Annotated in this window: 22 protein-coding genes and 1 pseudogene; 17 read left to right on the top strand and 6 right to left on the bottom strand. The window is 58.1% G+C overall.

The annotated features are described in order from the left end of the window. Positions 1-157 precede the first annotated feature (157 nt). From C1J05_RS02850 to C1J05_RS02825, 6 genes are all read left to right on the top strand, one after another. Positions 158-373: a dodecin family protein gene (locus C1J05_RS02850; protein WP_114868941.1), complete on the top strand. Its 216-nt coding sequence runs from the start codon at positions 158-160 to the stop codon at positions 371-373. A 96-nt stretch (positions 374-469) separates the two neighbouring features. Then, complete coding sequence (locus C1J05_RS02845; RefSeq protein ID WP_114868940.1) at positions 470-916, top strand: DUF305 domain-containing protein; 447 nt, start codon at positions 470-472, stop codon at positions 914-916. A gap of 181 nt (positions 917-1,097) precedes the next feature. After that, complete coding sequence (locus C1J05_RS02840) at positions 1,098-1,331, top strand: hypothetical protein (RefSeq protein ID WP_254684686.1); 234 nt, start codon at positions 1,098-1,100, stop codon at positions 1,329-1,331. 17 nt (positions 1,332-1,348) lie between these two features. After that, positions 1,349-1,939, top strand: coding sequence for an HPF/RaiA family ribosome-associated protein (locus C1J05_RS02835; RefSeq protein ID WP_162797891.1), 591 nt, complete (start codon positions 1,349-1,351; stop codon positions 1,937-1,939). Further along, positions 1,936-3,381: a dihydrolipoyl dehydrogenase gene (locus tag C1J05_RS02830; RefSeq protein WP_114868938.1), complete on the top strand. Its 1,446-nt coding sequence runs from the start codon at positions 1,936-1,938 to the stop codon at positions 3,379-3,381. Before C1J05_RS02835 ends, C1J05_RS02830 begins: the two co-directional genes overlap by 4 nt. Positions 3,382-3,407: 26 nt before the next feature. Next, positions 3,408-3,845 (top strand): baeRF12 domain-containing protein, encoded by a 438-nt coding sequence (locus tag C1J05_RS02825; RefSeq protein WP_114868937.1) that lies wholly within the window; start codon positions 3,408-3,410, stop codon positions 3,843-3,845. A 276-nt stretch (positions 3,846-4,121) separates the two neighbouring features. On the opposite strand, the gene C1J05_RS02820 is transcribed toward C1J05_RS02825, so the two are convergent. After that, positions 4,122-5,033 (bottom strand): MBL fold metallo-hydrolase, encoded by a 912-nt coding sequence (locus C1J05_RS02820; protein ID WP_114868936.1) that lies wholly within the window; start codon positions 5,031-5,033, stop codon positions 4,122-4,124. 122 nt (positions 5,034-5,155) lie between these two features. Further along, positions 5,156-6,622 (bottom strand): annotated as a pseudogene (locus tag C1J05_RS02815) (YfcC family protein). Between the two features lie 191 nt (positions 6,623-6,813). Here C1J05_RS02815 and atpD point away from each other — a divergent pair. From atpD to C1J05_RS02770, 9 genes are read left to right on the top strand one after another with little or no spacing between them, the layout of a single operon-like run. Next, positions 6,814-8,214 carry a F0F1 ATP synthase subunit beta gene (atpD, locus tag C1J05_RS02810; RefSeq protein ID WP_114868935.1) on the top strand — a complete coding sequence of 467 codons (1,401 nt, stop codon included), beginning with the start codon at positions 6,814-6,816 and terminating at the stop codon, positions 8,212-8,214. Then, entirely contained in the window at positions 8,204-8,599 is a 396-nt protein-coding gene (locus C1J05_RS02805) for a F0F1 ATP synthase subunit epsilon (RefSeq protein WP_114868934.1), read from the top strand. Before atpD ends, C1J05_RS02805 begins: the two co-directional genes overlap by 11 nt. After that, positions 8,596-8,886, top strand: a complete 291-nt coding sequence (locus tag C1J05_RS02800) for an AtpZ/AtpI family protein (protein WP_114868933.1) — start codon at positions 8,596-8,598, stop codon at positions 8,884-8,886. Before C1J05_RS02805 ends, C1J05_RS02800 begins: the two co-directional genes overlap by 4 nt. After that, on the top strand, positions 8,876-9,172 hold the full coding sequence (locus tag C1J05_RS02795) for an N-ATPase subunit AtpR (protein WP_162797890.1): 297 nt from the start codon (positions 8,876-8,878) through the stop codon (positions 9,170-9,172). The genes C1J05_RS02800 and C1J05_RS02795 overlap by 11 nt, the downstream gene beginning before the upstream one ends. Further along, positions 9,163-9,888 carry a F0F1 ATP synthase subunit A gene (locus C1J05_RS02790; RefSeq protein WP_114868931.1) on the top strand — a complete coding sequence of 242 codons (726 nt, stop codon included), beginning with the start codon at positions 9,163-9,165 and terminating at the stop codon, positions 9,886-9,888. The genes C1J05_RS02795 and C1J05_RS02790 overlap by 10 nt, the downstream gene beginning before the upstream one ends. A gap of 2 nt (positions 9,889-9,890) precedes the next feature. Next, positions 9,891-10,169 carry a F0F1 ATP synthase subunit C gene (locus C1J05_RS02785; protein ID WP_114868930.1) on the top strand — a complete coding sequence of 93 codons (279 nt, stop codon included), beginning with the start codon at positions 9,891-9,893 and terminating at the stop codon, positions 10,167-10,169. A gap of 4 nt (positions 10,170-10,173) precedes the next feature. Continuing rightward, positions 10,174-10,971 (top strand): F0F1 ATP synthase subunit delta, encoded by a 798-nt coding sequence (locus C1J05_RS02780; protein WP_162797889.1) that lies wholly within the window; start codon positions 10,174-10,176, stop codon positions 10,969-10,971. Between the two features lie 2 nt (positions 10,972-10,973). Beyond that, positions 10,974-12,512, top strand: coding sequence for an alternate F1F0 ATPase, F1 subunit alpha (locus tag C1J05_RS02775; RefSeq protein WP_114868928.1), 1,539 nt, complete (start codon positions 10,974-10,976; stop codon positions 12,510-12,512). Then, a complete protein-coding gene (locus C1J05_RS02770; RefSeq protein ID WP_114868927.1) occupies positions 12,499-13,380 on the top strand; it encodes a F0F1 ATP synthase subunit gamma in 882 nt (293 codons plus the stop codon). The genes C1J05_RS02775 and C1J05_RS02770 overlap by 14 nt, the downstream gene beginning before the upstream one ends. Positions 13,381-13,387: 7 nt before the next feature. On the opposite strand, the gene C1J05_RS02765 is transcribed toward C1J05_RS02770, so the two are convergent. The 3 genes from C1J05_RS02765 to C1J05_RS02755 all read right to left on the bottom strand — a co-directional run bounded on the left by C1J05_RS02765 (position 13,388) and on the right by C1J05_RS02755 (position 16,756). After that, the gene (locus C1J05_RS02765; protein ID WP_114868926.1) at positions 13,388-14,401 is read right to left on the bottom strand and encodes a bifunctional enoyl-CoA hydratase/phosphate acetyltransferase; all 1,014 of its coding nucleotides are present in this window, start codon (positions 14,399-14,401) and stop codon (positions 13,388-13,390) included. Positions 14,402-14,497: 96 nt separating this feature from the next. Then, on the bottom strand, positions 14,498-16,381 hold the full coding sequence (locus C1J05_RS02760) for a PHA/PHB synthase family protein (RefSeq protein WP_114868925.1): 1,884 nt from the start codon (positions 16,379-16,381) through the stop codon (positions 14,498-14,500). Between the two features lie 105 nt (positions 16,382-16,486). Beyond that, complete coding sequence (locus C1J05_RS02755) at positions 16,487-16,756, bottom strand: hypothetical protein (protein WP_114868924.1); 270 nt, start codon at positions 16,754-16,756, stop codon at positions 16,487-16,489. A gap of 354 nt (positions 16,757-17,110) precedes the next feature. Here C1J05_RS02755 and C1J05_RS02750 point away from each other — a divergent pair, with 354 nt between their 5' ends. Beyond that, a complete protein-coding gene (locus C1J05_RS02750; protein WP_114868923.1) occupies positions 17,111-18,268 on the top strand; it encodes a M24 family metallopeptidase in 1,158 nt (385 codons plus the stop codon). Between the two features lie 2 nt (positions 18,269-18,270). Beyond that, complete coding sequence (locus C1J05_RS02745; RefSeq protein ID WP_254684685.1) at positions 18,271-19,059, top strand: carbon-nitrogen hydrolase family protein; 789 nt, start codon at positions 18,271-18,273, stop codon at positions 19,057-19,059. A gap of 72 nt (positions 19,060-19,131) precedes the next feature. Here C1J05_RS02745 and C1J05_RS02740 read toward each other — a convergent pair whose 3' ends face one another. Further along, the gene (locus tag C1J05_RS02740; RefSeq protein ID WP_114868921.1) at positions 19,132-19,557 is read right to left on the bottom strand and encodes a GlcG/HbpS family heme-binding protein; all 426 of its coding nucleotides are present in this window, start codon (positions 19,555-19,557) and stop codon (positions 19,132-19,134) included. Positions 19,558-19,559 lie beyond the last annotated feature (2 nt).

Raw genomic sequence — 19,559 nt, 5'->3', positions numbered from 1 at the left:
TAATGGCATGGCGCGTTCGGCGCGACCATCCTGCGCGGCAAACTTCATAGTCTCAGGTTCGATTAACACCCGTCAATGCGGCCCAGATGATTGTAGATCACGCTGGCAACCTGCGGATGCTTAAATTGCATCCCTGAAACACGAAAGGAGAGACCCGATGTCAATGCTCAAGGTTATCGAAGTTCTTGCCGAATCCGATGAAGGGTTTGACGCCGCCGCACGCGCTGCGGTCGCGCAAGCTGCGCAAAGCGTGCGCAATATCAAATCTGTGTACATCAAGGAAATGAACGCCCAGGTCGATGGCGACGTGATCACGCGTTACCGCGTGAATGCAAAAATCAGCTTCTTGCTTGAAGACCAGACCGCAGGCTGACCGGTTGCCTAGGTGGATACGCGTTTTCAGCCGTGGACCCACCATCCCACGGCTGAGAAACCCACGACGAAAATTCAGCAAAGGAGGCCAATCACCATGAGCTACATCAGATTCGTCGCCATGATCGCGACATCCGTCGTCGCGATGTATATTCTCATGTATCTGAATACCTACAGCTTTGATCATATCTATTGGAGCCAGACACGCGGCTGGATGGCGCTTTACATGGGCGCCGTGATGGCGCTGATCATGTTGGGCTATATGCTGGCGATGTATCGCAACCGCGCCGCAAACATTGCCATACTCATACTGGGTGTCGGCGTTTTCAGCGCCTCGCTTTATCTGTTGCGCAGCCAGAACACTGTCGATGACGTTTCGTGGATGCGGGCCATGATCCCGCACCATTCTATCGCCATTCTTACATCTGAACGGGCAAAGATCACCGATCCGCGGGTGCGCGCGCTGGCAGATGAAATTATCGCAACCCAGCGCCGCGAAATCGAAGAGATGCAGACGCTGATCGACGATCTGAAATCCAGATAGCGAGAACAAGGTCGTCATCACCCAGCCATCCATACGCGCATCGCTTTAACAGCGATCAATCCTGTAGCGGCAGTCTTGGTGCATATTGAAAAAGAACGCCCAAAACGCGGAAGGAACTCATGAAAGTTCAATGTGAAAAAGAAACGCGCAAGGTGCTGCCGGAGGCGCGCGGTCTGCTCCAGTGATCCAGTCGCGGGATATCCTTGGCCGGCGCAACCGCGCGCGACTGCGCTATTTTCAAAGCTGCGCACGCCGCCGCATCCCGCCGGGGCTGCGTACGATTCTGGGGGTGATCTGCGTGGCACTTGGGGTCGTCGGATTTCTGCCCATTGTCGGCTTCTGGATGTTCCCGCTTGGCATAGCGCTTGTCTGGCTTGATCTGGGCCCGCTTCTGCGGCTCCGCAAAAGCCGTTGAATACGAAAGGAAATATCATGGAAACACCGCTTGAACTGGCCTTTCACAACATCGAGCCTTCTGACGACATCAAGGCTCTTGTCGCTGAAAAGGTCCGGCATCTCGAAACCTTCTATAACGGAATAACAAGTTGCCATGTGTTCATTCGCGCACCGCACAACAGCCAGCAAAAAGGCGGTTTGTATGAGGTGACGATCGAAGTGCGCGTTCCCGGTGACGAACTTGTCGTACGCTACAATCAGAACGATGCGCCTGCACATGAACATATGCCCGTCGCCTTGCGCGATGCGTTTGCCGCAATGACGCGGAAAATCAAACGGTGGAAGGACAAGGCAAGCGGCGACGTCAAGGTACATGACGGACCGCTTCAGGGTCGGGTGGTCGAAGTGCACCACGACGCTGGCTATGGCCAGATCATCGCAACCGACCAACGGCTTGTCTACTTCCACAAGAACAGCGTGGTCGATGGAAGTTTTCGGAACCTTCAGCCGCGCGATACCGTTGAACTGGTGGTGCAGACAGAAGAAAGCGAAATCGGACCGCAAGCCAGCACCGTGCGCAAGATCAGCCCGATGAAACACGATCCGAAGGCAAGACCCGCACAATGACGACAAAAGACATATACGTTGCGATCATCGGGGCCGGCACGGCCGGGCTGTCGGCCCGTTCGGAAGTGGCGAAAGTGACGGACAGTTACCGCGTTTTCGATCCCGGTCCCTTGGGCACAACCTGCGCGCGCACGGGCTGCATGCCATCCAAGGCGTTTCTGCAATCCGCACACGATTATCATCGTCGTGAAGCCTTTGGGGCGCTTGGCCTTGACGGCGCGAAAGACGTGCAGGCGATCGGGTCCGCCGTTCTGGCCCAAACCCGAGAGTTGCGTGACGATCTGGCAGGCGGCGTTGTCGACGGGATGGAAAGCTGGCAAGCCACGCATCTGGTGAAAGAAACCGCCGCGTTCACGGCAGACGGCACGCTTCGGGCGGGCGATGCGGTATTTCGGCCACGTGCGACGGTGATCGCCACCGGAACGCGCCCCGTCGTTCCGGAAAAATGGCGCGATGCACTTGGCGACCGGCTGCTGACAACCGAAACCTTTTTCGACATGCCTGACCTTCCTGCCCGTATCGCTGTGATCGGCCTTGGCCCGGTCGGGCTGGAACTCGGTCAGGCGCTGGCCCGGCTTGGGGTGCACGTCACCGGCTTTGATCCGTCCCCGATGCAGGGCGGGATCAGCGATCCTCTCCTGCAGGAACATCTTGAGGAATCGATTGGCCGTGAAATGCAGATCGTGCAGGCCAACGCCGACCTCAGTCTGGCCTCTGACGGTTCGGTCACCGTGTCATGGGAAGACGGAGAAATCTCGGTTGATCGCGTTCTGGTGGCGATCGGGCGCAAACCCAACACGGACACCCTGAAACTTGATTGCGCTGGCGTGATGCTTTCGGATGCCGGGCACCCTGATTTACCGCCCGGACAGCTTAACGTGCCGGGCACATCGGTGTATTTCGCCGGCGATGTCTCGGGCGGCCCCGCGCTGCTGCACGAAGCCGCAGACGAGGGGCGGGTCGCGGGTTTTTACGCCGCACGCATGAAAGACGCCACTTTCAGCCGCCGCGTACCGTTGCGGATCGTGTTCAGTGATCCGCAGATTTCCTCGGCGGGCGAAACGTTCGAAACCCTGCAAGAAGAAGGTGACAGTATCGCCATGGGCTCGGCCAGTTTTTCTTCTGCTGGACGGGCGCGTTTGGCGCGTGACAGCGGCGGCGTGGTGCGCATTTACGCAGAAAAGGCAACAGCCCGCCTGCGCGGGGCCGCCATGATCGCGCCCGCGGCAGAACATCTTGGCCACCTTCTGGCCTTTGCCATATGCAACCGGGCGCAGCTTCAGGATCTTTTGCGCATGCCCTTTTACCATCCGACACACGAAGAAGTTCTGCGCCGAGCCATACGCGCCGCTCTGGCCGAATGCCAGGTTGAGCAGGAGGCGCTTGAAGGCACCCGCTGCCACGACACTCCGGTTGATGCGCCCGCAGACAAGACGACTTAAAAAAAACACCTGAAAGGACACGAAGAATGAAACTTGAACACGACGCCTGGATCATTGTCGCCGATGGCGCAAAATACTTGGTACTGCGAAATAACGGCGACACGCAATTCCTGGATCTGCGCGTCATCGCCAAGGAAGACATTGATAATCCGGCTGCACGCGAGCTTGCATCTGACAGACCGGGACGGATGCCCGATGATGGCCATGGGCTGAGCGCCCTGCAAGAAACAGATTGGCACGAGGTTGAAAAGCAGCGCCTGTGCGCAGAGTTGGGGACAAAGCTTGTGTCTTGGGCCGCGCAGGACCGGTTCCGGAAACTGGTTGTAGTCGCAGACCCGAAAACGCTTGGCGGGCTTCGCAATGCGTATGGCGACAAATTGCAGAACAAACTGGTTGCGGAAATCGACAAGGACCTCACGAATATGCCGGTCAAGCAGATCGAAGCGGTGCTTGACCAGCACTAGATATTGTCAATCCGGTACACCTGTTGAGTGCAAAATCAACAAGAGTTGATGCAATGAGCGACCCTTTCGACGAGAGTTGAGACGGCGGCAACGTAGGTGAAATCAGCTGTGCCGGTGATCGAGCGCACATAGGCGCCCTAGAAGCTCGGCAACCCAGCCGGAGCGTCGAGGTCAAGGCGGGCGCATGATCCTTCAATTGACCCAGACCCGTCACTAACGATATTTTCCGCACTTGCGGTCCCGGCCGGCTCCAATACAGTCCTAAACTCAAGTCCATCAGAATTTGTCGACAGGTATCTTCAGATACGAATGCCCGTCGCTTTCCGCGTCTGGCAACTGACCAGCCCGAAGGTTGATCTGCAGGGCCGCCAGCATTCTTTCCGGCAGCGCCAGCTTGGCATCACGCGTTTCTCGGGCCTTGATATACTCCGATTTACTGGTGCCGTCTTTCACATGCTTGTTGTGCGCCTTGTGGTCGGCCACACTTGCTTCCCATGCAGGTTCATCCCGGCCTTCGGCACCGTAGTCATGACCCACGAACAGGCGCGTTTTTTCAGGCAAATTCAGGATCGTCTGGATCGTGGTCCAAAGCTCGTCTGCCGATCCGCCGGGAAAATCGCAGCGACTGGTGCCAGAGTCGGGCATCATAAGAGTGTCGTGCACAAAAGCCGCGTCGCCGCAGATATAGGTTACCGAACCAAGCGTGTGACCCGGCGACAGCATCACGCGCAGGTCAAGCTCACCCACCGCGAACGTCTCGCCATCCTCAAACAGACGGTCGAAATCACCCTGCGGATCGAACGCATCGGGCATGTTGTAGATCTTGCGCCACAGATCGGCGATTTCGCGCACCTTGGCGCCGATCGCATTGGGAACATTCAGGCGTTTCTTCAGATGATTTGAGGCCATCAGGTGGTCGGCATGGGGATGGGTATCAAGAATACAGCTGATGTTCAGCCCGTTTTCCTCGGCCAGGGCAACGACCTGATCCATACTGCCTGTGTCGGTCGCAAAGGAAACCGGATCAAAGTTCCAGACCACATCAATCAGTGCTGCGGCCTTTGTCGTTGGACACGCACAGATATACTGGATCGATCCGGTGTCGGGTTCGTAGATGCCCCAGACATCGGGGCTGCCCTTGCCGGTGGACGGGGAATGGCGAACAACGGGTTCGTTCAGATTGGTCATTCAAAAAATGCTCCTTGGCTGGATGTACAAAAATATGGGGCGCGCAGTCCTTAAGGCAGGTTCTACGGCGTTGATCTGGTGCAACGTGCCAGATTCGATATGGATGCCGGGGACATCGTCCCTCAGGCCACGCCCGTTGTGCCGAACCATGCCCCGATGGCGAGCGTGCCCATGATGAAAACTGTCAGTATGACCAACAGTGGCCAGATAAAAACGATCCAACGGTCATAGCCCACACGCCCGATGCTTAGCCCGCCGATCACAACCGCAAAGGTCGGGTTGATCAGGTTCACAAGGCCGTTGGCGGACTGATACGCAGTGACCACCAGATCGCGCCCGACGCCGGCAAAATCAGCCAGCGGCGCAAGGATCGGCATCTACAGCACGGCCAGGCCAGACGAGGATGGCACAAAGAAACTCATGCCGACCTCGATCCCGAACATTGTCGAGATGAAGGCGATGCCTGGCAGATCGCCCAGCGTCTGGGCCGATGCATTTAGGATCGTATCCGCGATCAGGCCCTGTTCCATGACCACGACAATGCCGCGGGCAAGCCCGATAACCAGCGCCACCCCCAGAAGATCGCGCGCGCCATCGACAAATGCGCCTGTCAGACGTTTTTCACCCAACCGGCCGATCAGCCCAATCCCGATGGCCGCCCCCAGAAACAACGCGCCCATTCGTGCCATCCACCAGCCCTGCGAGGAAACGCCCCAGATCATCGCCACAAATGTTGCGGTAAAGACCAAAAGGATGATTTTCTGAGTACCGCTCAGCGTATCGTCGGTATTTTCTTCACCGCTGTCTTTCAGGAAATGCTGCTCGTGCGCCTGCCATTGATGGGACACAACGGACCGGTCGCGATCTTCTTTTACGCGACTGGCATAGCGCATCACATAGGCTACGCAGATCGCCAGCCCGCCTATAAGTATTACGAACCGCAATATGATGCCGTCGGTAAAGGGGATCGACGCTGCATCCGATGCAATGATCGTGGCAAACGGGTTTATGGTCGAGCCCAGAACGCCGATACCGGCACCGATCAGAATAATGGCAACGCCCGTCACCGCGTCAAACCCGGCCCGCAGCACCACCGGCAGCAGGATGGCATAAAAGGCCAGCGTTTCTTCGGCCATGCCATAGGTCGTGCCGCCTGCCGCAAAAAGCGTCATCAGGATGGGCACCATCCAGATCTCGCGCCCCTCCATCGCGCGCATCGCCGAACGGATGCCGGTGTTGATAGACCCCGTGGCGTTCACGACCCCCAGAAACCCGCCCAGAAGCAACACGAAAAGGGCCACGTCGATGGCATTGGCGGCGTAACTGTCGGGATCATAAAAACCGCCAATCGGGGCCAGCAACACATCAATCGGGCCTTGTGGATTGGCCTCGACTGTCTGGTATGTGCCGGGCACTGCAACCTCGCGGCCAACCTCTTCGTTCATTTCCCGGTTATACTGGCCAGCAGGTATAATCCATGTCAGGGCGGCCACGAAAATGATCAACAAGAACAATATGGTATAGGCGGTGGGAAACCAGGATTGCAGATCCGGGTCTTGGTCTGCCTCTTCAGTGACAGTATCGCTCATCTTGTTTCCTTTCGGCGGCCGGACAACTGGCCTTTGCGTCCGGCCAAGTGTTTGCCTCTGGCCCTGCTGCCGCATTAATCTGCGTTAATCCTTCACTCGGCAGGTCACTTTGGGCGGCAGTTAACTTCGATCAATGCCCTTATGACTGGCGCCACTATTCTGATCCGCAATAACCCGGATCAAGGATCAGCATGGCATCGTCCGAACCCAATATTGGCCATATCGTTGCAATCGAAGGCGGTATTGCAGACGTGCGCTTTGAAGCCGGGTTGCCGTCGATCGCCACACGTCTTGTCACGCTGACCGATCCGGAAATCTCGATCGAGGTCGCCAGCCTGCCGACAGCCGAAATCGCGCGGGGTCTGGTTCTGAACCCGTCGCCAGACCTGCGTCTGGGCCTTGCTGTACGCGATACCGGACGCCCCATTGACGTGCCGGTTGGCGATGCGGTTCTGGGCCGGATGTTCAATGTGTTCGGCGACACGATAGACGGCAAGGACCCTTTAAGAGATGTGCATCGCCGGCCGATCCTGCACGATCCGGTCCCGCTGTCGGAACGCCGCGTCGAAGGTGCTATCTTTGAAACCGGGATCAAGGCCATTGATCTGCTCAGCCCCTTGGAACGTGGCGGCAAGGCCGGGCTTTTCGGCGGTGCCGGTGTCGGCAAGACGGTTCTGATCACCGAAATGATCCACAACATGGTGGCGGAATATGACGGAGTAAGCCTGTTTTGCGGGATCGGCGAACGATGCCGTGAAGCCGAAGAGCTATACCGCGAGATGGGCGAGGCAGGTGTTCTGGAAAACACCGTGATGGTGTTCGGCCAAATGAACGAAAGCCCCGGTGTCCGGTTCCGCGTGGGGCACGCCGCATTGACGATGGCGGAATATTTTCGCGATGATTTGCGGCGCAATGTGCTGGTTCTGATCGACAACATTTTCCGCTTTGTGCAGGCCGGATCAGAGGTTTCGGGATTGTTGGGCCGTATTCCCAGCCGTGTGGGTTATCAGCCGACGCTTGGCACCGAACTTGCCGATCTGGAAGAGCGTATCTGCTCGACCGACCGCGGCGCCATGACCTCGATTCAGGCGGTTTATGTACCGGCCGATGATTTCACCGATCCTGCGGCAACGCACACCTTCTCGCATCTGTCTGCCTCGATCGTGCTGTCGCGCAAAAAGGCATCAGAAGGGCTTTATCCGGCCATTGACCCGCTGCAATCCTTTTCAAAGATGCTGACCCCCGGCACTGTCAGCGAACAGCACTACCGTGTGGCCCGCGGCGTGCGCAACACGCTGGCCGAATATGAAGACCTCAAAGACATCATAGCGATGCTGGGTCTGGAAGAGCTTTCGCAGAAAGACCGCGCCACCGTCCGTCAGGCGCGCCAGATCGAACGTTTTCTAAGCCAGCCTTTCTTTTCGGCCGAAGCGATGACCGGCAATGCCGGCAGGTTCGTCTCGCTTCAGCAGACACTTGATAGCTGTGAACGCATTCTGGCCGGTGAGTTCGAAAACCGGGACGAAGGCGATTTCTACATGATCGGTTCGGTTGACGACCTTGATACGCCGGAGAGCGAAGATGCGGCTTAGGGTGATCACGCCAAAAGAGGTTTGCGTGGATCGCAAGGTCACTCGTCTGGTGGCCGAGGCGCCTGACGGGTTCTTCGGAATACGGCCCCATCATATCGGCTTTGTGACGCAACTGGTCCCCGGCGTTCTGGTCTTTGAACCCGAAGAAGGTGGCATCGACCGTTTCGTCGCAATCAATTCCGGCACATTGGTGAAATGCGGTGAAGACGTGAACGTTGCGGTCCGCGGTGCCATCGAAGGAACCGATCTGGCCCGTCTGCGAGAGCGCGTTGAAACCGAATTCCGCCAGCAAGAGGAAGACGAGCGCGAAGCCCGCTCGGCGCTTACGCGGCTGGAAGCGACCATGATCCGCCGGTTTCGCGATCTGGAAAAGGTGGACCGATGACAAAGGAAGAACCCAACGAGACTGAAATCATCTCGTACAAGGCAAGGCGCATGGCAAAGGCCCGCAAGCACCGCAAGCAAAGTGCGTGGTACGGATTTGGTATGTTCGGCCTTGTCGGCTGGTCCGTGGCCGTACCGGTGATCGCCGGCATCGCCCTCGGCCTCTGGATCGACAGGCGCTGGCCGGGCGAAACCTCCTGGACACTGGCACTGCTTCTGGCCGGTGCGGCGCTCGGCAGTCTGAATGCCTGGTACTGGGTACAACGGGAGGGACGAAATGACAGGTGATATTGGCACCATACTGGCATCTGTTCTGGCCGGGGCTGTGATTGGGGGCATATATCTTGGCCTTCTGCGGCTTGCGGTACACGCGCTTACGCATCGGCAAAGCGCGCTGATCTTCGTCGCACTTGGCATTGTCCGCGCGGCGCTTGTCATCGGTGCAATTGCGATGGCCTTAAGCTTCGACGTTCCTTTGATGGGCATCCTTGCCGCGCTTGCAGGCTTCACGGCCGTTCGGTTTGTTCTGGCGCGCGCGGCCAATCCAATTGCCGGAGCAATCCCATGGAAATAAGCCCCGACAGCTGGATATTGTACGAATGGAACGGATGGAAACTGAACGCGACCGTTGCATTCACCTGGGTTGTCATGGCGCTTTTGGTTGTCGGGTCGCGGGCGATTACCGCGCGCCTCAGCGTCAAAGAAACCGTATCGCGCTGGCAGCTCATGCTAGAAGTCATCGTGAGCTCGATCCGCGACCAGATTGACGAAATCGGCGCTGAAAATCCGGGGCGCTACCTGCCCTTTGTAGGTACGCTTTTTCTGTTCATCGCCACCGCCAACATTCTTAGCATCGTGCCCGGATACCAGCCGCCCACTGGTTCACTTTCAACCACCGCCGCACTTGCCATTTGCGTTCTGATTGCGGTGCCGCTGTTCACAATCTCGCGGCGCGGATTGCGGGCGTATCTCAAGACCTACGTACAGCCCAGCCCGTTCATGCTACCGTTCAATCTCGTCAGCGAGGTTTCCCGCACGATAGCCCTGGCGGTGCGGCTTTACGGGAATGTGATGAGCGGGACAGTGATCGTGGGCATCCTGATCAGTGTCGCGCCGTTCTTTTTCCCTGTGGTCATGCAGCTTCTCGGGCTGCTGACCGGTCTGATTCAAGCCTACATCTTTGCCATTCTGGCGATGGTCTACATCGCCTCTGCCAGCAGGTCGGGCCGCGCGGTTTCAGCAGATGACGACACTCAAAACGACACCTCCCAGACTGGAAAAGGAGACTGAACATGGATCCCTCAACGCTGATCGCCGCCGTTTCGATCGTGACCGCAGGTCTGACCATCGCCATCGGGTCCATTGGTCCCGCGTTCGCCGAAGGGCGGGCAGCGGCACAAGCGCTTCAGGCACTGGCGCAACAGCCCGATGCGTCCGACACGATCACCCGGACACTTTTCGTCAGTCTGGCGATGATTGAATCGACTGCCATCTATTGCTTTGTCGTTTCGATGATCCTGATTTTTGCCAACCCGTTCACGGACATGGTGCAACAGGCCGCCGGGGGATAAGACCGTGCAGATCGACTGGATCACCGTAGCTGCGCAGATCGCCAACTTTCTTGTTCTGGTGTGGCTGTTGCAGCGGTTTCTTTACAAGCCCATCACACAGGCCATGACGCGGCGGGAAAAGGAAATCGAAGACCGGCTGGCCGAGGCCAAGGATGCCAGACAGGCGGCAGAGGAGGAGGCCGAAACGCTGCGCGCCAGGCAGGCGGAACTGGACAGCGAAAAAGACCAGATACTGGAAGATGCCAGACAAGAGGCTCAGGCGCTTCGCAAACGTCTGGAAGCCGACCTGCGAGAGGACATGGAAGGCCGCCGCGAAACCTGGCGCAGCCATCTTGAGGAAGAGCGCGAAAGCTTTGCCAAGACGCTGCGCCGCCGCGCCGGCCAACAGGTGATCGCCATCACCGGGCACATGGTGCAGGAATACGCCCGATCCGATCTGACGACAGAGATTGCCAGCGGGTTCGTGGCGCGTCTGGAAGACATGGAAGAGGAAAAACGCGAAAAACTTGCCGATGCGGCGGCGCGTTCGGACGATGCAGCCCGCATCGAAAGCAGCGTTGCGCTGAAACCGGGTGCGCGCAGACAGATCTCCCGCGCCTTACACAAGGCGCTGAACACCGATATCGACGTCCATTACGAACGAAACGAAGATCTTGTGATGGGTGTCCGGCTGATCATCGGCGAACAGACATTGGAATGGTCGGCCGCCCGCTACCTCAAACGGCTTGAGGGCGTACTGGATGAGGTAATAGACAGCGCCGGTCCCGCGCAGCGCCATGCAACAGACAAATCGGGCAAATAACCATGGGATTGCTGGATACCTTATCCGAAACGCTGTTCGATCCGCTGGAGCGGGCACGCGAGCAAGTTGAAACCCGTTTGGAAATGGCCGAAATCGCGCATGTCCTGTCTGTGGGGAACGGCGTCGCCCAGATTGCCGGGTTTACCGACCTCTACGCTAATGAACTGGTGTCCTTTCCCCATGGCATTGTGGGCATTGCATCAAACCTGCGCCAAGACCGCATCGGCGTCATCGTGCTGGGCGATACCGACAGGCTGCGCCCCGGCAACGCGCTGCGCCGGACAGGCCGCGTTGTGGACGTACCTGTAGGCGCAGAACTGTTGGGGCGTGTCGTGGATGGATTGGGCCAGCCGATTGACGCAAAAGGGCCGATTGATACCAAAGACCGCCTGCCGGTCGAACGCCCTGCCCCGCCGATCATGCATCGTGCTCCTGTCGTCGTGCCGCTTCAGACCGGGATCAAGGCCATCGATGCGGCCATTCCCATCGGACGCGGACAACGCGAACTGATCCTGGGCGACCGGCAAACCGGAAAGACGGCTGTTGCTGTCGATGCGATCCTCAATCAGCACGACACGGGCGTCGTGTCGATTTACTGCGCCATCGGTCAGCGCGCCTCGGCCGTGGCCCGCGTGATCGCGGATCTGCGCAAGGGCGATGCGATGGACCGTACAATCGTCGTTGTCGCGGGCGGGGATGATGCGCCGGGCCTGCAATTTGTGGCGCCCTATGCCGCGACAACAATGGCCGAATACTTCATGGCGCAGGGGCGCGATGTTCTGATCGTCTATGATGATCTGACACGCCATGCGCGCGCCTATCGCGAATTGTCGCTGCTGTTGCGCCGCCCGCCGGGCCGCGAGGCTTATCCCGGTGACATCTTTTACATTCATTCCCGGTTGCTTGAACGCGCGACGCACCTGCGCGATGAACATGGAGGCGGTTCGCTGACAGCCCTTCCAGTGGTGGAAACGCAGGCCCAGAACATATCGGCCTATATTCCGACCAACCTTATCTCGATCACCGATGGTCAGGTTTATCTTTCGCCTGACCTGTTCGAAAAAGGGCAACTGCCGGCCATCGACATCGGGACATCGGTCAGCCGGGTGGGTGGCAAGGTGCAATTGCCCGCCTTCCGCGCTGTCGCGGGGAACCTGCGGCTGATGTATGCGCAGTTCGAGGAACTGGAAAGTTTCGCGCGCTTTGGCACCCAGTTGGACGATGAAACGCAGGACAAGCTGACCCGCGGCAAGCAGGTGCGCGAAGTGCTGAAGCAACGCGAACATCAGCATCTGGCGGTGCCCGAACAGATCGCCGTGCTGCTGGCCGCAACGGAAGGCTTGTTTGACGCAATCCCCGTGGATGACATTCCGGACGCGGAAAAGACCGTGCAGGATGCAATCCGAAAGGCCCATCCGGATCTGTGCGAAAAGATGGAAGATGGCGAGGATTTCAGCCAGGACGACCGTGACGCGTTGATCGAAACCATGCGCAAGGCGTTGGACCCCAAGAAGAACGAGACCGCAGATGGAAACGCTTGAAAGCCTGTCTGACGCGCTGAACACCACGAAAGACATCCAGTCGATCGTGCGGACGATGAAGTCGCTTTCAGCGGTCAGCATCCGGCAGTACGAGCGCGCAGAAGACGCTTTGGCCGATTATGAGCGCACGATAGATCTGGGGTTTGCGGCTGTTCTTGAGGAAACGCGCGCCCTGAGTATTGCGCCGCACCGCAATCGCACCAGAGATACAGACCGCGAGGCCCTGATCGTGATCGGTTCGGACCGAGGGCTTTGCGGGCGCTACAACGAAGTCGTCAGCCGCTTTGCCGCAAACCATTTATCCGGCACAGAACCGATGCTGGGCGTTCTGGGTGTGCGGGCGGCGGCGCGGCTTGATGCGGCGGGGTATGCGGCAGACACCCTGTTCACGGTGCCGGGTTCAATCGACGGTTTCAACAGCGTCGTTCAGTCCGTGATCATCACGATTGACCGATGGATCACACAGCATGGCGTGTCACGTGTGAGGGTTGCCCACAACCGGCGGCGAGGGGCCAACACTGCGCAGCCGTTGATGCGCCAGCTTCTTCCGATACCAGAGGAAGGCCTTGAAAACGCGGCGAAAACCACTTGGCCCGTGCGCGGACTTCCTGTGTTCAGTATGGAGCGGGATGCGTTGCTGTCCTGGTTGATCCGTGAACGGCTTTTTCTGGTGCTGTACCGCGCCCTGGCAGAAGCGCTGGTCAGTGAACACGCCACGCGTCTTGCCACCATGCAAAACGCCGAACGAAACATCGAAGAGCGGCGCGAAGACCTTACGGGCGCGTTCCGTCAAAAGCGGCAAGAAAGCATCACCCGCGAACTGATGGATGTGATTGCCGGCTACGAGGCGGCAGGCCCGGACGATTGATTAAGCTTCACTGGTGGTTTGATCCGGCCGCTTGCGATGGGCCTGTTTGATTGGCGGCGGCGACAATGCAAAGCAACGCCGCCGATGCGCGCCGTTCGGCTGTGGTATCGGCCCGGCTTGTCAGTGCAATCGGCACAGCAGCCCCCATCACGATCCCTGCCGCTTCGGCCTCGGCCAGGTAATCCAGATTCTTGGCCAGAATATTACCCGACACCAGGTCCGGCACAATCAGCACATCAGCATGTCCGGCAACCTTTGATCTGATGCCCTTGATGGCTACGGCGCGCGGCGACACGGCCAGATCCATCGCCAACGGCCCGTCAATGTCTGCCCCCGTGATCGTTCCGCGATCCGCCATCTTGCAGATCGCTGCGGCCAGTATCGTGGACTCGATTTCTTCATCGATGTTTTCCGTCGCAGACAAAAGCGCCACCTTTGGCCGATTGATCCCAAGCGCGTGGGTCAGGGTGATGGCGTTGCACACGATATCGCGCAGACATTTCAGATCGGGGCGTACGTTCAATGCAGCGTCCGAAATAAACAGCAACCGGTCAAAATCCGGCACATCCATAGCGAACACATGGCTCATCCTGCGGTCTGTGCGCATGGCTTTTTCCGTGACAATGGCGTGCATCAACGCCTTGGTGTGCAACGCGCCTTTCATCAGGCCGCGCACTTTGCCGGAAACTGCCATTTCCACCGCCTTTTGCGCAGCCTCCTCCGGACTCGAAGCCGAAACAATTTCAAGCGCGCCAAGCGACATGCCTTCCTTGTCCGCGACGGCTTTGATCCGATCTTCGGGGCCCACAAGTACCGGCGCGATCAGGTCTGCCCGCCAGCTTTCCAGTGCGCCTTGAAGGCTGGGCGCATCGACTGGCCACACAACCGCAACGGGCACATTTTCAAGGGTTCTGGCCATATCTTCCAGACGCGAAAACCGATCAGGCCGGTGCCTGTGGGCCTTCTCATCTTTCTGTTCCAACTCGTGCAAGGCCTTGGCTTCGTCTTCTTCAAGAGGCATGAATTTCACCTTCCTTCAAAACCTTATTTTGGCTTCGTTGATGGATCAGCCAATACAGCGCGCACCCGGCGTTGCCGCCTAAAAAGGCGTTTCGCGTCACTTCTGAAAGACATAGGAACCCGGTGCGTCATCATTGGCCTTGAAACGGCCCGAACGTGCACCCAGACGGGGCGGCTCTGTCTCGCCGGTGGAATGTTTGTCCAACCATCCGACAAGTTCGGGCCACCAGGATCCTTGCTGTTCCTCTGCCGCCGCCTCCCATGCATCAGGCGCCTGATACGGGTCATCCCTGCCGGTTGTCGAAATACGGTAAGTACGCCCCGCATGCCCCGGTTCACTGATGATGCCCGCGTTATGCCCGCCGCTTGTCAGCACAAAGGTAATATCGGTGTCTGCCAGAAGGTGCAGTTTGTACACAGACCGCCAGGGCGCAACATGATCCGAAGTTGTGGAAACGCAAAACAGCGGTATGTCGATATCGCTGATCGCAACGGGACTACCCCCGATCTGGTATTGCCCCTCGGCCAGTTCGTTGTTCATGAAAATATGGCGCAGATATTCGCTGTGCATCTTGTAAGGCATACGGGTGGCATCGGCGTTCCACGCCATCAGATCGAACATCTCCTGCCGACGGCCCATCAGGTATTCGTGCACGTAGCGCGACCAGATAAGATCGACCGAGCGCAACAGCTGGAAGGCCCCCGCCATCTGCTTGGTATCCAGATAACCCTGATCCCACATCATGTTTTCCAGAAACGATACCTCGCTTTCGCTGATGAACAGTTGCAGTTCATCGGGTTCTTCAAAATCCGTCTGCGTGGCGAGTGAGGTGAACGTCGCAAGCCGGTCATCGCCGTCACGGGCCATCTGCGCGGCCTTTGCCGACATCAGGGTTCCGCCCAGACAATAGCCCAGCGCGTGTATTTTCTGGTCAGGCACGATTGCCCTGACTGCATCCATCGCATCATCGACGGCCTTCAGGTAATCGGCCACCCCCATATCGCGGTCTTCCGCCGTGGGGTTGCGCCAGGAGGCGATGAAAACCGTATATCCCTGCTCTACAAGATAGCGCACCAAGGAGTTTTCGGGGCTGAGATCAAGAATATAATATTTCATGATCCAGGCCGGGATGATCAGGAGCGGTTCGGCTTTTACCTTTTTCGTCGCGGGTGCGTATTGGATCAGTTCCAGCAGGCGATTGCGAAATACCACCTTGCCGGGCGTCACCGCCACATCCCTGCCCGGCAGATAGTTTTCCGTCCCGACCGGCAGCTTGCCGGAAACGGCGCGTTCCCAATCCTCTACAAAATTCTGCCAGCCATGCAGCAGAATGGCACCGCCCTGGCGCACAGTCTCTGCCGCGACTTCAGGGTTTGTTGCGATAAAGTTTGACGGGGACATCAGATCAAGCATCTGTCGCGTGACGAATGATACAACCTGTTCCTCGCGGTCCGACACCCCGTCGATATCGCGGGCGGCGTTGTACCACCACTGCTGGGTCAGCAGGAAATTCTGGTAGATCAGGTTATAGGGCCAGCGCTGCCAGCTTTCATCCTTGAAGCGTTTATCGTGGGCCAGCGGTTCGATACAGGGATCACAGCCGGGATTGCGCGCGGCAGTTCCGGCATAGACAGCCAACCGGGCCGCTTTGCGTACCGCTTTTTCGATCAGTTGCGCCTGCTTGCCTGGCGCGCCCATCAGGTGGACACCCCAGGTGAAGAATGTTGACGCCAGCCCATAGGGCGACACGCCCAGCGTGAACCTTGCCAGATGCGCGTCGGTTGCCCTGTCTATGCTTTTCGTGCTGTAGCGGTCCGGGGTCTCGAACGGAGCAGAACGCTCGAATTCCGGCGGCTCCGCATCCAGCCCGGCACGATCCTCTCCGTTGGGGGCGCCTTGCTGCTCTGAGGTATCATCCTTTGAGTGGGCGGGCGGTATAGATGTTGCATCCGTTTCGGTTTCGGTTCCTGTCTGCTCCATAATGGTCCTTTTCTCTTTGCCCGTCGGACAGACCCGCGCCGCCAATCCATCCGTTTGCCGCTATTCGCGGCCAGTAGTGCGATCCGTGATATTCAGCGTTCTCTTTCACCGGTTTGCGGCTTGGGTTTCTTGATAATCAGTTCGGTTTGCATTTGGCGCACCTGGTTTGCTGCTTTGCAGCCTCCAGTGCGGTGTCTTTCGCTTGATCGGGCGTGACATCAAGTAGGCGGCAGGCCACGCGAGCAGTAGCCGCGCGAGCGCTGCGCCCAAGACCGACTGCCAAGTATAAAGACCGATGACCAACACTGTGATCACCGACCCGCCCATCAGGACAAACGCCGCCAACAGGGTCAAAATGATACTCAGGCGATCCATGAAACCCTCCTTTTCGCATCAGTGTCTTCAAGCACGAAACTTTTCGCATACGGCAGATGCGGGCATTAACGCACGTTAAGAAATGCTACTTTCATCCCTGCGCGAATGGGACGGTGTGCAGTTTTCGCAGCGCTACACCACAGCGATCAATCCCACAGCCGCTTACAAGTGTTCGCGACACCTTGGCCTTTTCCCGCAAGACGGAGCATTGATTGTCCACTGTCACAGGTTTCGGAAAGCGCGAGCCGGCTCGCAATATGCGACACGGATCGTCGGTAATTCTATATCAGCCGGTGCGAAGCCGGTTAGACTGGCGGTCAGATCGCAATGGGCGAAGCGAGGGTATGACCGGATATGTTGGACGAAGCGATTGCGCGAACCAAGGTGTTGCAAGACCGGATGCAAGAACTGGGCATTTCCCATGCGGTCTTCACCTCTGAAAGTTCCATAGCCTATCTTGCAGGGTTCTGGGGTTATCTGGGCATTGAATTCGGCCGCCCGACCATGCTGGTTGTTCCCGCCGATGACCTTCCCACTGTGATCACGCCACTTATGGAAAGTGAAATGGTTGCAGAAATGACCTGGGTCGATGACGTGCGCACCTGGGAGGACGCAGGTCATCGAAGCTGGAGTCGCGCCTTGTCCGAGGTCTTGCCCGAAACCCCGCGTGAAATCTGGATCGAGCGATCGGACATTCCGGCAATCGTGCGCAACTATGTCGACGAACGCTATCCTTCTGCTGTGCTCAAGGATATCGGGCCGGTTCTGGGCGCGCAGCGGATGATTAAATCACCACTGGAAATCTCTGTGATGAAACAGGCAGGAGAGGTTGCCGCCGCGATGATGGCTGCGGCGCACGGATCGCTCGCAATCGGGGCGCGCGAATACGAAAGTGCTCTGGCGGTTATTGAAGCAGGCACCCGGCGCGCGGCGGGTTTCCTGTCTGCGAAAGGCTGGGAACGGTTAGTCTCTCCGATGATCCATAATCTGCAAATCCTGCAAAGCGGCAGGGACGCGTCTATGGTCCATCGGCGCGCATCGGTCAAAACATATGAACGCTATGATCCGGTCTATTTCTGTTTCTGCAACATGGCGCAGTTCAAGCAATACAAGCTAGGATTTGACCGGATGTTCCACATCGTCGACGTGACGGACGAAGCGGCACAAGTACAGCAGGCCGCAATAGATGCGCAGCAAGCCGCCATTGCCACGATACGACCGGGTGTTGCGGCCCAGGACGTGGCGGCAGCGGCCAACGCGGTTTATGCCGAACGCGGATACCAGACAGGGTACCGCACTGGCCGGTCTATCGGCATCGCCTATCTTGAGGCCCCCGAACTCAAGGCCGGAGATACCACAGTTCTGCAACCCGGAATGACCTTTGCGGTGGATGGCGGGATTTCGATTGACGGGGTGACGGCCGGACGGATCGGTGACAGCATCGTGGTGACAGAAGACGGCTGTGAATACCTGACCGACTATCCCCGACAGTTGCTTGTGACAGAATGCTGAGTGTGCAGCCCGTGTTTCGTCTGGCCGTAGCCCAAGCCCCGGCTGACCTGAACTCTCCGACAGACAGGTTGGACTGGTTGCGTTCAATTCTGCCCGATATTGCGAATTCGGGCGCCGACCTGTTGCTGCTGCCGGAACTGTTTGCCTGCGGATACAACATCGGGGATGCGATCAGAACCCGCGCCGAGGTCGCGGATGGACCGACCTTTGCCGCCATTGCCGACATGGCGCACGAAGCGGGTGTTGCGATCCATTATGGTTTTGCGGAACGTTCGGAAGATGCTCTATACAACGCGGCTCTGTGCGTTTCTGCGGATCGCACCGTGTTGTGCCACCAACGCAAACTGGTGCTGCCACCCGGTTTTGAAAAGGCGTATTTCACGCCCGGACGCGGGTGTCATCTGTTTGAATACCACAAGCTGAAAATCGCGACGCTGATCTGTTATGATGCCGAGTTTCCGGAAACGGTGCGCCATGTTGCCCAGCTTGGCGCCGATCTTGTTCTGGTGCCGACAGCGCTTGGGTCGGATTGGTCATGGGTGGCCCATACAATGATCCCGACGCGGGCCTACGAAAACGGTGTCTACCTTGCCTATGCCAACAGCGGGGGTGTGGAAAACGGCAGTGAATTTCTGGGCGCGAGTGTCATCGCCGCCCCGGATGGTATCGAAGTAGCACGCGCCGGCGCATCTGCGACCATCATTTACGGCGATATAGACAAGTCGCGCGTGGCTGCCGCCCAGAAAAGGCTGCCCTATCTGAAGGATGGTTTGACGATAGATCTGTCCTAGCCGTTGGCGGTGTCGGATCATTTCGAACCCGTTTCGGAAAGGTTTGGCCGCGTGACTCTGCAACGACAGGCTTCAGCCGCCATCAGCAACAAAACCGGCTTTTTCGATCGCTGCAATTGCGCACGCTTCGTCATTGTCCGAGTTATCGCCGGTGATGCCGACTGCACCAAGGATGATGCCATCCTGTTTGATCAAAACGCCCCCGGCGACCGGCACAAGCGATCCTTCCGACAAGGCATTCATCGCCTGAATAAAAAACGGTTCAACCTTTGCGCGCTCGAACAAGGCCCGCGACCCCAATCCCATCGATACGGCCCCGCGGGCCTTGCCTTGCGCAATTTCCGGCCGCAGGTTGCTGGTTGTGTCCTCACGCGCGAGCGCCACAAGATAGCCACCTCTGTCCAACACCGCCACGGTAAGCGGCTTTAGCCCGTTCTTCTTGCGCCATTCAAGGCAATCACTGATGATGGACTGGGCCTGATCCAGGGTAATGGTCATCT

Source organism: Sulfitobacter sp. JL08 (assembly GCF_003352045.1).
GTDB lineage: Bacteria > Pseudomonadota > Alphaproteobacteria > Rhodobacterales > Rhodobacteraceae > JL08.
Note: the sequence above shows the minus strand (reverse complement) of the source record. Positions and strands in the feature narration are given on the sequence as shown.

What these genes read in the sequence shown, in the direction of transcription:
- C1J05_RS02850 (WP_114868941.1), top strand. Translation starts at nt 158, where the DNA reads ATGTCAATGCTCAAGGTTATCGAAGTTCTTGCCGAATCCGATGAAGGG.
- C1J05_RS02845 (WP_114868940.1), top strand. Translation starts at nt 470, where the DNA reads ATGAGCTACATCAGATTCGTCGCCATGATCGCGACATCCGTCGTCGCG.
- C1J05_RS02835 (WP_162797891.1), top strand. Translation starts at nt 1,349, where the DNA reads ATGGAAACACCGCTTGAACTGGCCTTTCACAACATCGAGCCTTCTGAC.
- C1J05_RS02830 (WP_114868938.1), top strand. Translation starts at nt 1,936, where the DNA reads ATGACGACAAAAGACATATACGTTGCGATCATCGGGGCCGGCACGGCC.
- C1J05_RS02825 (WP_114868937.1), top strand. Translation starts at nt 3,408, where the DNA reads ATGAAACTTGAACACGACGCCTGGATCATTGTCGCCGATGGCGCAAAA.
- C1J05_RS02820 (WP_114868936.1), bottom strand. Translation starts at nt 5,033, where the DNA reads ATGACCAATCTGAACGAACCCGTTGTTCGCCATTCCCCGTCCACCGGC.
- atpD (WP_114868935.1), top strand. Translation starts at nt 6,814, where the DNA reads ATGGCATCGTCCGAACCCAATATTGGCCATATCGTTGCAATCGAAGGC.
- C1J05_RS02805 (WP_114868934.1), top strand. Translation starts at nt 8,204, where the DNA reads ATGCGGCTTAGGGTGATCACGCCAAAAGAGGTTTGCGTGGATCGCAAG.
- C1J05_RS02800 (WP_114868933.1), top strand. Translation starts at nt 8,596, where the DNA reads ATGACAAAGGAAGAACCCAACGAGACTGAAATCATCTCGTACAAGGCA.
- C1J05_RS02795 (WP_162797890.1), top strand. Translation starts at nt 8,876, where the DNA reads ATGACAGGTGATATTGGCACCATACTGGCATCTGTTCTGGCCGGGGCT.
- C1J05_RS02790 (WP_114868931.1), top strand. Translation starts at nt 9,163, where the DNA reads ATGGAAATAAGCCCCGACAGCTGGATATTGTACGAATGGAACGGATGG.
- C1J05_RS02785 (WP_114868930.1), top strand. Translation starts at nt 9,891, where the DNA reads ATGGATCCCTCAACGCTGATCGCCGCCGTTTCGATCGTGACCGCAGGT.
- C1J05_RS02775 (WP_114868928.1), top strand. Translation starts at nt 10,974, where the DNA reads ATGGGATTGCTGGATACCTTATCCGAAACGCTGTTCGATCCGCTGGAG.
- C1J05_RS02770 (WP_114868927.1), top strand. Translation starts at nt 12,499, where the DNA reads ATGGAAACGCTTGAAAGCCTGTCTGACGCGCTGAACACCACGAAAGAC.
- C1J05_RS02765 (WP_114868926.1), bottom strand. Translation starts at nt 14,401, where the DNA reads ATGCCTCTTGAAGAAGACGAAGCCAAGGCCTTGCACGAGTTGGAACAG.
- C1J05_RS02760 (WP_114868925.1), bottom strand. Translation starts at nt 16,381, where the DNA reads ATGGAGCAGACAGGAACCGAAACCGAAACGGATGCAACATCTATACCG.
- C1J05_RS02755 (WP_114868924.1), bottom strand. Translation starts at nt 16,756, where the DNA reads ATGGATCGCCTGAGTATCATTTTGACCCTGTTGGCGGCGTTTGTCCTG.
- C1J05_RS02750 (WP_114868923.1), top strand. Translation starts at nt 17,111, where the DNA reads ATGTTGGACGAAGCGATTGCGCGAACCAAGGTGTTGCAAGACCGGATG.
- C1J05_RS02740 (WP_114868921.1), bottom strand. Translation starts at nt 19,557, where the DNA reads ATGACCATTACCCTGGATCAGGCCCAGTCCATCATCAGTGATTGCCTT.